Raw genomic sequence first — 14,437 nt, 5'->3', positions numbered from 1 at the left:
GCGAATAAAAACTTTATCAGGGAACTATGCTTATCATCTTTCACACTTTTTTGATCCATCATGATAGAAATTGAAAAAAGAGAAATGAGCGAGGTTGAGGCGACAATGAAAGCAAAATAATCTGTTCGTACAAAATATAAGCGAACTACTAGTAAATCTAGAATAAATAATGAAACTAGAATCTTAGTTTGTTTCGAACCGATCCCTCCCTAGATACCAATAAATTAACCCTATTTTGATGATTCTCTTATGAACGATTACTATTTTTTATGAGAGTATGGAAGAAGAGACAAAAAAGGATTGCTGTAAAGCAGTCTTTTTTCTTTTCTAACTTTTTAAGAGCACACTGAGAAAACGATGAAGAATATAAGGATTTTTTGATATCGACTGGTTGGTATTCCAGGCAAATCGGTGTTTTAGTGTTCCTTGGATGTTGATCCAATAGCAACTCACATTCCGATTTATTCCAATTGATTAAAAAGCTATGTAAAAAGAAGAATATCTTGCAACCCTTCTTTTTTATTCGAATTGCTTGGTTGACTTACAAACTTAGGAATTACACTGCTTGAAACAGCAGAGGTGTATAAGGAGTGGCCATTATTTTCAAGTGTGGAGGAAGTTGATGATTTGCTAAAAATAAAATGCGAATTTATGAGGGGAATGGTAATAGTGGATTGATTTATGCAAAACCTTGATTTTATCCTCTAGGTTGAAAATCAGCCGATGGATCAGATCAAGTGAAAGTCAATCTTCTTCCAGACTGTAGCTGTCAAAAGAAAAAGGATTTTTTTATAAAAAAATTTCATGTTAGAAAAGCTAACATGGGTTTGACAGATAAAATCACAGGGTATAAAATAAACAACATGAAGAAAGGAGGGATCATTGATGAGCAGTAAAATTAGGCGTTCGATGCCTTTATTCCCGATAAGTACGGTCATGAAACTAACCGATTTATCCGCGAGGCAAATACGCTATTACGAAGAACATCAACTGATTCATCCAGAACGGACCGCAGGCAATCGCCGCCTCTTTTCTTTGTATGATATTGATCGTTTGCTCGAGATTAAAGACCTGCTGGATGAAGGGATTAACATGGCAGGGGTGAAAAAAATCTTAGTGAGGGAAGATGAGAGCGTACATAATCAATTAAAAGCCGATTTACAAAAAGAGAAAAAGGTTTCTAGCGATGAAGAAGTAAGAAAATTGTTGCGCAAGGAATTTATTAACGCTGGGCGTTTTTACCGAAACGATCTCCCGCCCGGAGACCGATTTCGTTATTTTCATTAAATAAACACACCGTATGATCTTGAGGAGGAATTATTTTTATGGGCAAGTACACAAAAGAAGACATTATGAATTTAGCGAGAGAGGAAAACGTTAAATTCATCCGCTTGCAGTTTACTGATATTTTAGGAACGATCAAAAACGTGGAAATTCCGGTAAGCCAATTGCCAAAAGCACTTGATAATAAAATGATGTTTGATGGATCTTCTATTGAAGGATTCGTGCGGATTGAAGAATCTGATATGAATCTTTATCCAGACCTTGATACGTGGGTAGTATTCCCATGGACAGCTGAAAAAGGAAAAGTGGCTCGTTTAATTTGTGATATTTATATGCCAGACGGCACACCTTTTGCTGGGGATCCGCGCAGCAATTTAAAGAGAATTTTAAAAGAAATGGAAGAGCTAGGTTTCTCTAACTTTAACTTAGGACCTGAGCCTGAATTTTTCCTTTTTAAACTAGATGAAAATGGAGAGCCAACATTAGAGCTTAACGATAACGGCGGTTACTTCGATTTAGCGCCGACAGACCTTGGCGAAAATTGCCGTCGCGACATCGTGCTTGAGCTAGAAGAAATGGGCTTTGAAATTGAGGCTTCTCACCACGAAGTGGCACCAGGCCAGCATGAAATTGACTTTAAATATGCAGATGCCCTAACAGCTTGTGATGAAATTCAAACATTTAAACTTGTTGTTAAAACCATTGCCAGAAAACATGGTTTGCATGCGACTTTCATGCCGAAGCCGTTGTTCGGTGTAAGTGGATCAGGTATGCACTGCAACATGTCTCTATTTAAAGAAGGCAAAAACGCGTTTTATGATGAAAATGGAGAGTTGCAATTAAGTGAAACAGCTTACCAATTTATCGCAGGTACCATCAAACATGCGAAAGGATTTACAGCTATTACGAACCCGACTGTCAACTCTTACAAGCGTCTCGTACCTGGTTATGAAGCACCTTGTTACGTTGCTTGGTCTGGCCAAAACCGCAGCCCGCTTATCCGTATTCCATCCGCACGCGGCATGAGTACGCGTGTAGAAGTGCGCAGCGTAGACCCAGCAGCAAATCCATACTTAGCGATGGCCGTTCTTCTGCAAGCAGGACTAGACGGTATTAAAAATAGCATGACACCACCGCCTGCTGTTGACCGCAACATCTACACAATGAACGAAGAAGAAAGAGAGCGCGAAGGGGTAGAGGATCTTCCGGGCACACTAGCAGAAGCGCTTCGCATGCTGAAGAAAGACGAAGTGATTCAAGCAGCACTCGGTGATCATATTCTTGAACATTTCATTGAAGCAAAAGAAATCGAATGGGATATGTTCCGCACACAAGTCCATCCTTGGGAACGTGAACAATATATTCAAATGTATTAAGAGTGAAAAAACCCTTGAGCCTCTTGGTTCAAGGGCTTTTTTCGTTTTGGACGGAAAAAGTTTGATAAATGCTCTTTTAGGCACGTTCCTTTTTGATGAGTGGATGGCTAAATTTCTATCGTTTTGGATGGTTAACACCTTTATAGGTCCATATACAATGGAAGTGTTTATAACGAATTGAACAAATGATACTATTAATTAATATGCATATATAATGAGAGGTGCGTATATTTTGAGTGATTCATATATGAGTCTTGCTATTGTTTTAATTATTATTCTCGTAATAATTGCTGGTGTTTCTACTCTTTTATTAACAGGTAAAGGCGACGAAGATTATAGAAATAAAACAAGCCGAAATACGATGAACTTAAGCTTGATTTATCTTGTGGTCCTTGTCCTTTCTTTTATGGCTGTTGGAGTGTACATCAAATGGTTCGCTTAAATTAAACGTGTTGTATATTCTGTGCCTATCGTCTTTATCAGACGATAGGTTACTTTTTTGGCAAGAGGGGATATTACTCAGGAAAAGTGTATTGTATTGCTTATCACTTCAGGAGTAACTAAATTTTGTCTATTCAATTAAGTAAAGGGGGGCTGACTATATGGATTGGAAACCAGATAGAAAAGCCAAAAAGCCTATTTATAAGCAGCTTGCTGAATATATTGAAAATGGAATAGCCGACGGAACCTTTCCTCCAGACAAACCTTTGCCGTCAGAAAGGCAATTGGCTAGTGAATTAGGTGTCAATAGAAGTACAATAGTATCAGCGTACGATGAATTAGAGGCAAATGGATTGATTGAAAGAAAAAGAGGAAAAGGGACAACAATCAGTAAGGATATTTGGGGGATTACTAAAAAACGTGTACCAAGCTGGAATCGGTATGTTGAAGCGGGATCATTTTTACCTAATTTACCTGTGACACAAAGAATTCGCAAAGAAATGACGGCTCAAAAATTAATTAATTTGGCTAGTGGAGAACTGTCAGAGGACCTCTTTCCAACAAACTCTTTACAGGAAATTATGTCGACGAAAGTTTTTTCTGGAAGTCTCGGTTACGATCATCTTCAAGGCAGTGAAACGTTAAGAGAGACGATTGCCAAACACATGAAAGCTTACCGGGAAATTGAGGCGAATCCTTCCTCCATTTTGATTACCTCCGGTGCACAGCAGGCTTTGCACTTGGTGGTACAGTGTCTCTTGAAACCAGGTGATGCTATTGCCTTAGAGGAGCCATCCTATCACTATGGCCTCCCAGTGTTCAAATCTGCAGGATTAAGGTCTTTTTTCTTGCCTGTAGACAAGGACGGGATAAACCCTGATGATTTACTCTCTTTACATATGAAACATCGGATTAAGATGATATTTTTAAACCCTGCCTTTCAAAATCCAACTGGTGCCTTTCTTCAAAAAAATCGCCGGAAACAAATACTTGAATTATCGTCTGAATATGGAATTCCAGTGGTTGAAGATGACCCTTATAGTTTAACGTCTTTCACAGGGGAAGGTGCCTCTCCTTTGAAATCCATGGATCATCATGGGAACGTTTTATATATTAGTTCTTTATCAAAAGTTGTTGCCTCTGGCTTAAGAATTGGATGGATTATCGGCCCGAAGCCGGTCATTGAAAGATTGGCAGATGCCAAGCAGCAAGTAGATTTCGGACATGGGAGTTTTACGCAATGGATTGCAAACGAATTTCTAGAATCTGATCATTTTAACAATCATATTAGAAATTTAGTTAAACAGCTGAAGAAGAGACGAGATCAAATTGTCACAAGTTTGGAGTCTTATTTAGAGGGACAAGTTGACTTTCAGGTCCCTGAAGGAGGCATTCATTTGTGGTGCAGGTTAAAGAAGGAACATAATGAGCTGCTCTTACTGGAGGAGTCAATCAAGAGAGGAGTTGTTTATGTTCCTGGATCAACCATGGGATCAAGCAAAGGATATGTCCGTTTCACCTACGCAAGAGAAACGGAAGAGGGCATAGCCGAAGGAATCAAAAGATTTGCAGATGCTTTTCATAATACGATTTAGGAAGAAAATGAGCTATACAAGGATCGTCATTCCCATGTTATGATAAAAAATCTAGCGATTAAATATAAATAATAGGTGAATATTTTATTCGGATAACATCCGCAGAGAAGGCGGGGTGACTTTTCTTTAAAACAAAAAGCCGATCATGTTATTCATACAGCCTTTGAAAGAGTAAACCCTGGATTTTCCATGTTAAGGAGGAAATTCAGGGTTGTTTTCATGCTAAAGTTATCTATGTAAATGAACGGATGGATAATATAGTGTATTAAATTGTATAGGAAGACTTTTCTTTTATTGCATCTATACTAAAATTCTTAGTTGAAATAACAAATTTTTGTAGGCAATCAGATCGAAGGCTATAAGAAACAATTTTTTCCTTGTACTGCTTTACTACATCCACGTGATCATCGTACCTATAAACAAAGAGGTGCACATCTTTGTTGTTTCTTTGTATGTTGATAACAAACGGAATCATAGTAGTCTCTGGGTGTAGGAAAAATTTTTCATTACCTGGAAACACATCATATTCTTTTAAAAATGCCGCATCGTTAAAATAGTTAATAAATCTAATTTTTTCTCTTTCTTCTAAGGGCTGTTCGTTAAATGTGATACTAATCTCTTCTGGATTCAGTTTTGGGTGAAGGGCGAATTTATTTAAAATCCATCCTACCATTGCACTTGGAGGGCTCATTAATAATTTAATCATGCACCCAATCGCTAATGAAATAGCAACAGTCCACGTCATAGCGGATCAACTCCTTGAGTAATGATGTTAAGTAACTAATTTATCTGGAGCTACTTGTTTTAAACATTGATGTATAGATTAGGGCTATCACAAAATATAATAAGGTAATTGTTAATGTAACGAACCATCCAATTCTCCAGTGTTTTACCCAACCACTTAATTGTAACGTTTTATTTTTCCGGGTTTAATAAATAAAATGTAAGAAGGTTGTAATGATCACTTACTATGTAAATTAATTCTCTTCTTGCCTATATTCTTTTTGAAAACCTCGTGCTAAAATGAAAAAAATGGGTAGAAAGCAGGACTTTTTGCGTATGATTAATTCTAAATTAGAGGATGTTCTGAGGAGAATAGTAAAAACATTTCATAGAGTTGATTTCAAGGAAAATGAGGATTTTGTTAAATCGAATACCATTCTTTTAATGCATAGATTGAAAATAACGTCTATTATTTTACTCGTTTTATATGCTTATTACTTATACGTGGACACTGTTTTATTTAAAGATTTAAAAGATGCTAGTTATAGATATACGCTTATAGCGGTCCATTTGGCTGGTTTTCTTTTGTCTATTTTTTATCTCTGTTTTTATCGTATGATTAAAAATAAGGAGTCGTTTTTAACATCAAAAGGACTGGCTTTTATTACCAATACGTATGTTTTATTTTATGTTTTAATGGGCGTCATTGCTTCTCTTAATAGTCAAAGATTGACAGGAAATGTCGATGCGTATGCCATTATCATTATTAGTGTTGCCGCTATTCTTCCTATAAGACCGACACCTACATTTTTTATTTTCTTATTCAGCCATATTGCTTTTCTTTTAGGCCTTTCTATCGTAAGTGAAGATAAGTACATTGTTATCACCAAACAAATTAATACAACCGTTGCCGCAATGATAGCCTTTTTTATTGTAGTGACGCTTTATTCAAATAGAAGAAAGGATTTTATGAATGAAGTAAAAATAAAAAAGAATGAAGAGAGTTTTCGAAAGTTATTTGATGTAAATCCATATCCGCTCATTCTCACTACCATCCATGACGGCAAAATTGTGTTGATGAATCAAAGAGCTAAGGATTTTTATCAACAAGTATTTGAGCAGAAAGAGCAAGTGGATGGAACACTCATCTATAACGATTTGGAAGAAAGGTTAACGATCGTTAAAAATCTTATTAAATACGGAAGTATAAAAAATCATATCATAGAGCAAAAAGCAGCTTTTAATTCAGCGAGATGGCTTTCTGTTAATTATGAGTTGATTGATTATGCGAATGAGAAGCATATTCTAGTGGGGATAACCGATATAACAAATTTTAAAGAAGTAGAAAATGAACTTAGGAAACATGCTTCGGTGGATATGCTGACTGGCATAATAAATAGAAGAAGCGGAATGGAAATTTTACAAAATGCATGTTTAAATGCGCAAAACCAATACATGGAGTTTATTTTGTGCTTTATTGATATAAATAATCTAAAAGAGGTAAATGATCGACACGGCCATTCTGAAGGGGATAATTTAATCAAGACGGTTTGTGGGGAAATTACCAAGCATATAGAAAAAGAAGACGTCTTTTTTCGGTATGGCGGAGATGAATTTATCATCGTCTTTTTTAATAAGCAAATGTCTGACGTCCATAAAATATGGGATACTATAATGAATGCTTTTGAAGAAATGAAGCGATTACAGAATAAGCCATATAACATCTCAGTTAGCTATGGATGCTATTATTATAAAACGGGAACGAATGTTTCTGTAGAGGAAGCTGTTGAGCTTGCAGATATAGAAATGTATAAAGAAAAATCTAAATCTAAACAAAATAAATATTCAATCTAATATATAGTGGAGAGGATAGAGAAAGTCTACTTTGCCTGCCATTTTTCATATGAAAAGGTGGCTGCGTTTAGAATGCAAGGCCACCCTCAAGAACGTAAAACATACACTTACATGAAGCCCTTGTGCGAAGATCACATCAAGGGCTTTTCTTGTAGTAAAAATTAAAGGCTTTTATCAAAAGTGGTTTTAGTCTCTTTAGGCAATGGCTTGCTAAATAAGAAAGAACGCATATCAATTATAATATGAAGAATGATCGGAAACAAAAGGGAGCCGGTCGCTAAATAGGAACGAGCCAATACGAAGCCGATTAATCCTGTGAGAAGGAAGCCTTTCCACCCTTGATAAATGTGAGCAAAACCGAAAATAACAGCAGAGATAATCATGATTTGAAGAGTGCTCATTTCGATTGACCAGTTTGATAGGTAATGAATCACAAACCCCCGGTAAATAATTTCTTCACAAATCCCAGCGGTCACTGCTACAAAAATAGATACATTTCTCTCCGATTTACTCGTGGGAAGCAAATAATCAATTTCTGATACTTGCTTATTTAATAGCTTTTGGTAAAAAGGAAGTTTCATTAGAACAAAGATTAAAACGGCAACCCCTGTGAGAAAGCCGAAAATCATTCCTAAAACCTCTGAACGATGCTGATCTGGAAAGACTAGACCTATATCTTTAAGCGTTGTAGTAAAAAGGGAGGTAAATAAAAGAATGATAGCGACTACTGTCCATTCTGAATAGATGACGAATTTAAAATAGCGTAATCTTGAAGCAGTATCCTTTTTCTCCTTTAACGTTTTTGTATATTTTACGTCTAGGAAAGGATAGATAAAAATAAGAAATATCAATAACAAAGATCCAAAAATAAACAATGACATATAAGTATCCTCCTAATTTATGTACCAATTATCTCATGAAAAGGAAAGAAGATACAACTATCTACCTATATCTAGTGTGATAAGTCCTGCTTATAGACATGCTCATTATTTTTTCCTGACGGATCTTTTAGTTTTTCAATGCTGTGGCAAGACATGACGTTTTCTGCTTTTCTCGTTATAGTAGGAATGGGGAGAATAAATTACTTGACAATAAAGGGGATAAGTAAATGATTGAAAAGCACTTTGATTCTTCATATGAGTATGTTCGTCAGCTTGATCAACAAGATAAGCTCGCGCCATTTCGCAAGGAATTTTATCTTCAAGAGGGGAGTATCTATCTTGATGGGAATTCGTTAGGAGTGCTATCGAAACGGGCAGAAAAATCGTTACTCGATTTGCTGGATTCATGGAAACAATTTGGTATTGATGGCTGGACTGAAGGGGATGATCCATGGTACAACCTTTCCGAACGGTTAGGAGAAAAAGTAGCGCCATTAGTCGGGGCAAATTCTGAAGAAGTCGTCTTAACTGGTTCTACCACGACCAATTTGCATCAAATGGTCGCAACCTTTTATGAACCGAGAGGCGAAAGAACAAAAATACTGGCGGATGAACTTACTTTTCCTTCTGATATATATGCACTGCAAAGCCAGCTTAGGATGAAAGGCTATAATCCAGAAACGCATCTAATCCGTGTAAAAAGCCGGGATAAGCGTTTAATCGAAGAGGAGGATGTAATTAAAGCGATGACAGAAGAAGTTGCTTTAATCGTTTTACCAAGTGTCCTCTATCGAAGCGGACAAATTCTAGATATAAAGCGCCTCACAAAAGCAGCCCATGAGCGTGGTATTCTCATTGGCTTTGATCTTTGCCATTCGATTGGGGCAATAGAACACCAGTTGAGTGAATGGGAAGTAGATTTTGCAGTTTGGTGCACGTATAAATACTTAAACGGTGGACCAGGCAGCGTTGGCGGGTTATACGTAAATAAAAAACACTTTGGCAAAGCCCCGGGTCTTGCCGGATGGTTTGGTTCGAATAAAGACAAACAATTTGATATGGAGCATACGATGATACCGGCAGAAACGGCAGGCGCCTATCAAATTGGAACACCTCATATATTAAGTGCGGCGCCATTGATTGGTTCGCTGGACATTTTCGCGGAAGCAGGTATAGCGAATCTTCGAAAGAAGTCTTTATGTATGACAAGCTATATGATGAAGCTAATTTCTCGGGAATTAGCGGATGTGCATTTTAACATAGGCAACCCGTTAGAGGATAAAAGACGTGGGGGGCACATTTATTTGGAACATAAAGAAGCAGCACGGATTTGCAAGGCGCTAAAAGTGAATGGGGTGATCCCGGATTTTCGAGCGCCGAATGGCATTCGTTTTGCTCCTGTTCCTTTATATAATTCGTATGAAGATGTATGGAAAGCCGTGCGAATTTTAAAGAAGGTTATGGAAGAAGGACAATACAAGCAATTTGAAAATGAACGCGGCATTATTGCGTAATGGATAGAAAGCTTAATCGGGGTTTGTTCTGTCTCTGGCCTTTGAATGGTTAGGGGCTTTTTTATGTCACTCTAGTAATCTAGCTATCCCTTGACTTCAAGATATGTGGAAGTAGCACGGTTACGCTCTTTTTAAAAAATATCATTATTTCTTAACTAGAACAATCATATCGTCTTCGGTTTGGTCATAGGATAGATTAACACTCTAGTATTCTTCTAAAAAAGATAAAACTCCTTTTAGCAACGGGAGCAAAAAGGAGTTTACCTCGTTATTAATGAATATCTCGGTAGACACCAATGACTTTTCCAAGAATAGTAGCGGAAGACAAAATGATTGGTTCCATAGATGAATTTTCAGGTTGAAGGCGAATAAAGTCTTTTTCTTTAAAGAAGCGTTTCACAGTTGCTTCATCGTCTTCGGTCATGGCTACAACGATGTCGCCATTCTTGGCTGTCTGCTGTTGGCGTACAACAACGTAATCGCCGTTCAAAATTCCTGCCTCAATCATACTGTCACCCATAATTTCCAGCATAAATACGTGTTCATCGGCTGGTGCAAGCCGCTCTGGCAAAGGGAAGTATTCTTCAATATTTTCGATGGCGGTAATCGGCATTCCTGCTGTTACTTTCCCGATTAATGGCACATTGATTACTTTTTGTCTCGGTACCATTTCTTCTATTTCTAATATTTCGATAGCACGCGGTTTGGTTGGATCGCGGCGGATTAGCCCTTTGCTCTCTAGGCGAGCAAGATGGCCGTGAACAGTAGAACTGGATGCGAGTCCGACGGCTTCACCAATTTCCCGCACAGAAGGCGGATAGCCTTTTGATTTGACTTCAAGCTTTATAAAGTCCAAAATATCCTGCTGCCTCTTTGATAATTTAGTCATTTGTCAGCACCTCTTAGATTTTATCTATTTCCTGTATTATACCATGTCGGTTTTTAGGATACAAACATAAGTTCGAATAAAATCTTGACACAAACAGATGTTCTTACTAAAATAAAAATAACATACGAACGAGTATTCGCTTAAAGGGGATGTTTAGTGGTGAAAGTATTTGTTAAAGAGAATTTTTTTGTTCTTTTATTTATGACTGTTACAATAATAGCGGGAATAATGCTAATCTTTAGTGTGAGTGAAGACCAAATTCCTTACAAAGAAATCACCGTACAAGAAGGAGATTCTCTCTGGAGCATCGCGAAAGAGTATAATAGCGGACAAGAAATGAAAGAAGAAGACTTTATCATGTGGGTACAAAAAGAAAACAGGCTGCACTCTGTGAAAATATTGCCGGGAGATACTCTTGTTATCCCGATTGTTTCGCACTCCTCTCACACCGGAGGCCAAGTTGCATTTAAAGGGGAGTAATATAAGTGAAAGCGATTATTTATTGCCGTGTCAGTACTAAAAAGGAAACTCAAGAAACCTCGCTTCAGCGTCAGGAAGAAGAACTGCTGAGCCTTGCTGCAAGAAAGGGATATGAAGTAGCCGCTGTGATTAAAGAGCAGGTGAGCGGCTATGAGCTAGACAGGCCGGGAATGCTTGATTTATTGGATCAAGTAAAAAAAGAACCGATTGATGCTGTGCTCATCCAAGATGAAACGAGAATTGGAAGAGGCAATGCAAAGATCGCTTTATTGCATTGCTTGTTTAAAGAGGAAGTAAAAGTATTCAGTATTGCGGACGACGGTGAATTGCAGCTTTCTGAATCAGATTCTATGGTTATTCAAATTGTGAGTATGGTAGAGGAGTACCAGCGGAAAATTCACAATTTAAAAATAAAACGGGGGATGAAGCGAGCTGTCGAAAATGGCTTTCGTCCAGAAGAGAATTTAAAAAACAGAGGAAATCCGGCCGGCAGGGAAAGAAAAGAAGTACCAATAGAAGAAATTGTTCGTCTGCGCCGCAATAATTTAACGTTTGAGGAGATAGCCGCTACTTTAAAAGGATTTGGCTATCAAGTATCTAAGGCAACCGTTCATAGAAGATTTAAAGAATATGCCGAACAAGCTGAAGAAGAGCTTGAATAGGCATCTTTCTTGTTTGTTCCTTCCCTTTTTAATACAATAAAGCCATCAATAAAATGAAGAAGAAGAAAGGAGAGTCTGCTAATTTTAAAACTGAATTAGCAGTAACCCCAACTATGCTTTCTGAAGAGAAACTTGCCCGTATTAATGAACTTTCTAAGAAATCAAAAACGGAAGGATTAACTCCTGAGGAAAAGGCCGAGCAGACGAACCTGCGTCAAGAATATTTAACTGCCTTTCGTACCTCAATGAAGAATACAGTGGAAACAGTCCGGGTTTTTGATCCTGAAGGCAATGAAGTAACGCCTAAAAAAATTAAAGATATTCAAAATCGAAAAAAAATGCATTAAAAGAGCTGGCCTAAACCAGCTCTTTTTGCTATTTAAATAAAATAAACAAGATGAATTGTAAGGTAAAACGCTGTAATTAGAAGAGAATAAGCAACACAAACAGATGAACAATAAAGAAAGAAGCTGTTTGTCAACAGCTTGATCTAATAGATCTTCGCAGACATCTTGTATATTTTGAGAAACACCTATATATTAAGAAGGAACAATATTTGTAATGAAAGGGAGTTTTCCATGTTTGATACAGTTGATCAGCTAGCAGTGAATACGATCCGCACGCTTTCCATAGATGCGATTGAAAAAGCAAATTCCGGACACCCTGGTTTGCCGATGGGGGCTGCTCCAATGGCTTATACGCTTTGGAGCCGTTATATGAACCACAATCCTAAAAATTCAAAGTGGTTTAACCGTGACCGTTTCGTTTTATCAGCGGGCCATGGATCTATGCTTTTATATAGCCTGCTGCATTTATCAGGTTATGACTTATCAATGGATGAAATTAAGAATTTCCGTCAATGGGGCAGCAAAACACCAGGACATCCAGAATACGGACATACAGACGGCGTGGAGGCAACGACAGGTCCGCTTGGACAAGGAATTGCGATGGCTGTAGGTATGGCAATGGCTGAAAGACACCTGGCTGCCGTTTACAATAAGGATCAGTATAAAGTAGTAAACCATTATACATACACACTTTGCGGTGATGGAGACTTGATGGAAGGAGTGGCTTCTGAAGCTGCATCTCTTGCCGGCCATTTGAAGCTTGGCCGTTTAATCGTTCTGTACGATTCGAACGATATTTCTCTTGACGGCGAACTGAATAAATCTTTCTCTGAAAGCGTAGAAGATCGCTTTAAAGCATATGGATGGCAATACCTCCGCGTGGAAGATGGAAACAACATGGAGGAGATTGCGAAAGCGATTGAAGCAGCACAGCAGGATGAAACACGTCCGACAATGATTGAAGTAAAGACTGTGATCGGCTATGGTTCCCCTAATAAATCAGGCAAGTCTGATGTGCACGGTGCTCCGCTTGGTGAAGATGAACTAAAATTAACGAAAGAAAATTATAAATGGACATTTGAACAAGATTTCCATGTACCTGAAGAGGTATACAGCCGTTTTGAAGAGTCGATTGTTCAAAGAGGAAAAGCAGTTGAACAAGAGTGGGAGCAATTGTTTGCAGAATATAAAAAGCAATTTCCTGAGCTTGGACAACAGCTTGAAGCCGCTATTAATGACGAGCTAGCGGAAGGCTGGGATCAAGATATCCCAACTTATGAAGAAGGAAAGGCGTTAGCGAGCCGTGCTTCATCAGGAGAAGTGTTAAATGCGATTGCTAAAAATCTTCCAACTTTCATTGGTGGATCGGCTGACTTGGCGGGTTCTAATAAAACAACGATTAAAAATGAGAAAGACTTTTCATCGGTTGCTTATGAGGGGCGTAACATTTGGTTCGGCGTTCGGGAGTTTGCAATGGGAGCTGCTATGAATGGCATGGCTCTACATGGCGGACTGCAAGTGTTCGGCGGCACATTCTTCGTGTTCTCTGATTATGTCCGTCCAGCAATGCGTCTTTCTGCTTTAATGGGATTGCCTGTCACATATGTATTTACTCATGACAGTATCGCGGTAGGAGAAGACGGCCCAACGCATGAGCCGATTGAGCATTTGTCTGCCCTTCGTTCTATGCCGAATCTTTCTGTGATCCGTCCAGCAGATGGAAATGAAACAGCAGCCGCTTGGAAGTTAGCCGTTTCATCTAAATCAACACCGACTGTTCTCGTGTTGACTCGCCAAAATCTGCCGACGATCCAAGGAACTTCCGAAACAGCAGAAGAAGGAGTAGCTAAAGGAGCATACGTTGTGTCTGCAGCTCAAAAAGAGCAAGCTGATTTACTGTTATTGGCTACAGGATCAGAAGTCAGCTTAGCGGTAGAAGCGCAAAAAGTGCTTCAACAAGAAGGAATTGATGCGGCGGTTGTCAGCATGCCGTCATGGGACCGTTTTGAAAAGCAAAGCACAGAATATAAACGTTCTGTTCTTCCAAAAGAAGTGAAAAAGCGTCTCGCTATCGAAATGGGTGCTTCTCTAGGTTGGGAACGTTATACAGGGGATGAAGGAGATATGATCGCGATTGACCAATTTGGTGCCTCTGCCCCAGGAAACAAGGTTATAGAAGAATACGGATTTACGGTTGAAAATGTCGTATCCCGAGCAAAAGCTTTGTTAAATAAGTAAGAAAATAGATATAGAAGGCCGGTTTGTTCGTTGAGCAAACTGGCTTTTTCGTATAGGAAACAAACTTTTCGATTCCGGAATCGCCTATTAGAACCGAATCGACAAAACTAGTGAACGTTTTTTCCAAAATTCAACAACTTTGATAAGGGTTCT

General features: G+C 38.4%; 13 protein-coding genes. 10 read left to right on the top strand and 3 right to left on the bottom strand.

Annotated features, from left to right (window positions below):
- The first annotated feature begins 885 nt into the window (after nt 1-885).
- From A8F95_RS15740 to pdxR, 4 genes are all read left to right on the top strand, one after another.
- Nucleotides 886-1,287 (top strand): MerR family transcriptional regulator, encoded by a 402-nt coding sequence (locus tag A8F95_RS15740; protein WP_065411406.1) that lies wholly within the window; start codon nt 886-888, stop codon nt 1,285-1,287.
- 38 nt (nt 1,288-1,325) lie between these two features.
- Nucleotides 1,326-2,660, top strand: a complete 1,335-nt coding sequence (glnA, locus tag A8F95_RS15735; protein WP_065411405.1) for a type I glutamate--ammonia ligase — start codon at nt 1,326-1,328, stop codon at nt 2,658-2,660.
- Between the two features lie 232 nt (nt 2,661-2,892).
- The gene (locus A8F95_RS15725) at nt 2,893-3,102 is read left to right on the top strand and encodes a hypothetical protein (RefSeq protein ID WP_245671394.1); all 210 of its coding nucleotides are present in this window, start codon (nt 2,893-2,895) and stop codon (nt 3,100-3,102) included.
- A gap of 160 nt (nt 3,103-3,262) precedes the next feature.
- On the top strand, nt 3,263-4,696 hold the full coding sequence (pdxR, locus tag A8F95_RS15720) for a MocR-like pyridoxine biosynthesis transcription factor PdxR (RefSeq protein ID WP_065411403.1): 1,434 nt from the start codon (nt 3,263-3,265) through the stop codon (nt 4,694-4,696).
- A 265-nt stretch (nt 4,697-4,961) separates the two neighbouring features.
- Here the strand turns inward: pdxR and A8F95_RS15715 are convergent, their stop codons facing one another.
- Complete coding sequence (locus tag A8F95_RS15715) at nt 4,962-5,441, bottom strand: YfmQ family protein (protein ID WP_065411402.1); 480 nt, start codon at nt 5,439-5,441, stop codon at nt 4,962-4,964.
- Between the two features lie 287 nt (nt 5,442-5,728).
- Here A8F95_RS15715 and A8F95_RS15710 point away from each other — a divergent pair, with 287 nt between their 5' ends.
- On the top strand, nt 5,729-7,273 hold the full coding sequence (locus tag A8F95_RS15710) for a GGDEF domain-containing protein (RefSeq protein ID WP_176713732.1): 1,545 nt from the start codon (nt 5,729-5,731) through the stop codon (nt 7,271-7,273).
- 161 nt (nt 7,274-7,434) lie between these two features.
- Here the strand turns inward: A8F95_RS15710 and A8F95_RS15705 are convergent, their stop codons facing one another.
- Nucleotides 7,435-8,154, bottom strand: coding sequence for a CPBP family intramembrane glutamic endopeptidase (locus A8F95_RS15705; protein ID WP_065411401.1), 720 nt, complete (start codon nt 8,152-8,154; stop codon nt 7,435-7,437).
- Nucleotides 8,155-8,381: 227 nt separating this feature from the next.
- Between A8F95_RS15705 and kynU the strand changes: the two genes are divergently transcribed.
- Nucleotides 8,382-9,668: a kynureninase gene (gene kynU, locus A8F95_RS15700; protein WP_065411400.1), complete on the top strand. Its 1,287-nt coding sequence runs from the start codon at nt 8,382-8,384 to the stop codon at nt 9,666-9,668.
- A gap of 271 nt (nt 9,669-9,939) precedes the next feature.
- Here kynU and lexA read toward each other — a convergent pair whose 3' ends face one another.
- On the bottom strand, nt 9,940-10,557 hold the full coding sequence (gene lexA / locus A8F95_RS15695) for a transcriptional repressor LexA (RefSeq protein WP_049661688.1): 618 nt from the start codon (nt 10,555-10,557) through the stop codon (nt 9,940-9,942).
- 156 nt (nt 10,558-10,713) lie between these two features.
- Between lexA and yneA the strand changes: the two genes are divergently transcribed.
- The 4 genes from yneA (at nt 10,714) to tkt (ending at nt 14,284) form a co-directional block, all read left to right on the top strand.
- Nucleotides 10,714-11,037: a cell division suppressor protein YneA gene (gene yneA, locus A8F95_RS15690; protein ID WP_065411399.1), complete on the top strand. Its 324-nt coding sequence runs from the start codon at nt 10,714-10,716 to the stop codon at nt 11,035-11,037.
- A 5-nt stretch (nt 11,038-11,042) separates the two neighbouring features.
- Nucleotides 11,043-11,699 carry a YneB family resolvase-like protein gene (locus tag A8F95_RS15685; RefSeq protein WP_049661690.1) on the top strand — a complete coding sequence of 219 codons (657 nt, stop codon included), beginning with the start codon at nt 11,043-11,045 and terminating at the stop codon, nt 11,697-11,699.
- A 113-nt stretch (nt 11,700-11,812) separates the two neighbouring features.
- Nucleotides 11,813-12,046: a DUF896 domain-containing protein gene (locus A8F95_RS15680; protein WP_065411582.1), complete on the top strand. Its 234-nt coding sequence runs from the start codon at nt 11,813-11,815 to the stop codon at nt 12,044-12,046.
- Between the two features lie 231 nt (nt 12,047-12,277).
- Nucleotides 12,278-14,284, top strand: a complete 2,007-nt coding sequence (tkt, locus tag A8F95_RS15675; RefSeq protein WP_065411398.1) for a transketolase — start codon at nt 12,278-12,280, stop codon at nt 14,282-14,284.
- The last annotated feature ends 153 nt before the right edge of the window (nt 14,285-14,437 follow it).

Source organism: Pseudobacillus wudalianchiensis, assembly GCF_001685015.1.
GTDB lineage: Bacteria > Bacillota > Bacilli > Bacillales > Domibacillaceae > Pseudobacillus > Pseudobacillus wudalianchiensis.
Note: the sequence above shows the minus strand (reverse complement) of the source record. Positions and strands in the feature narration are given on the sequence as shown.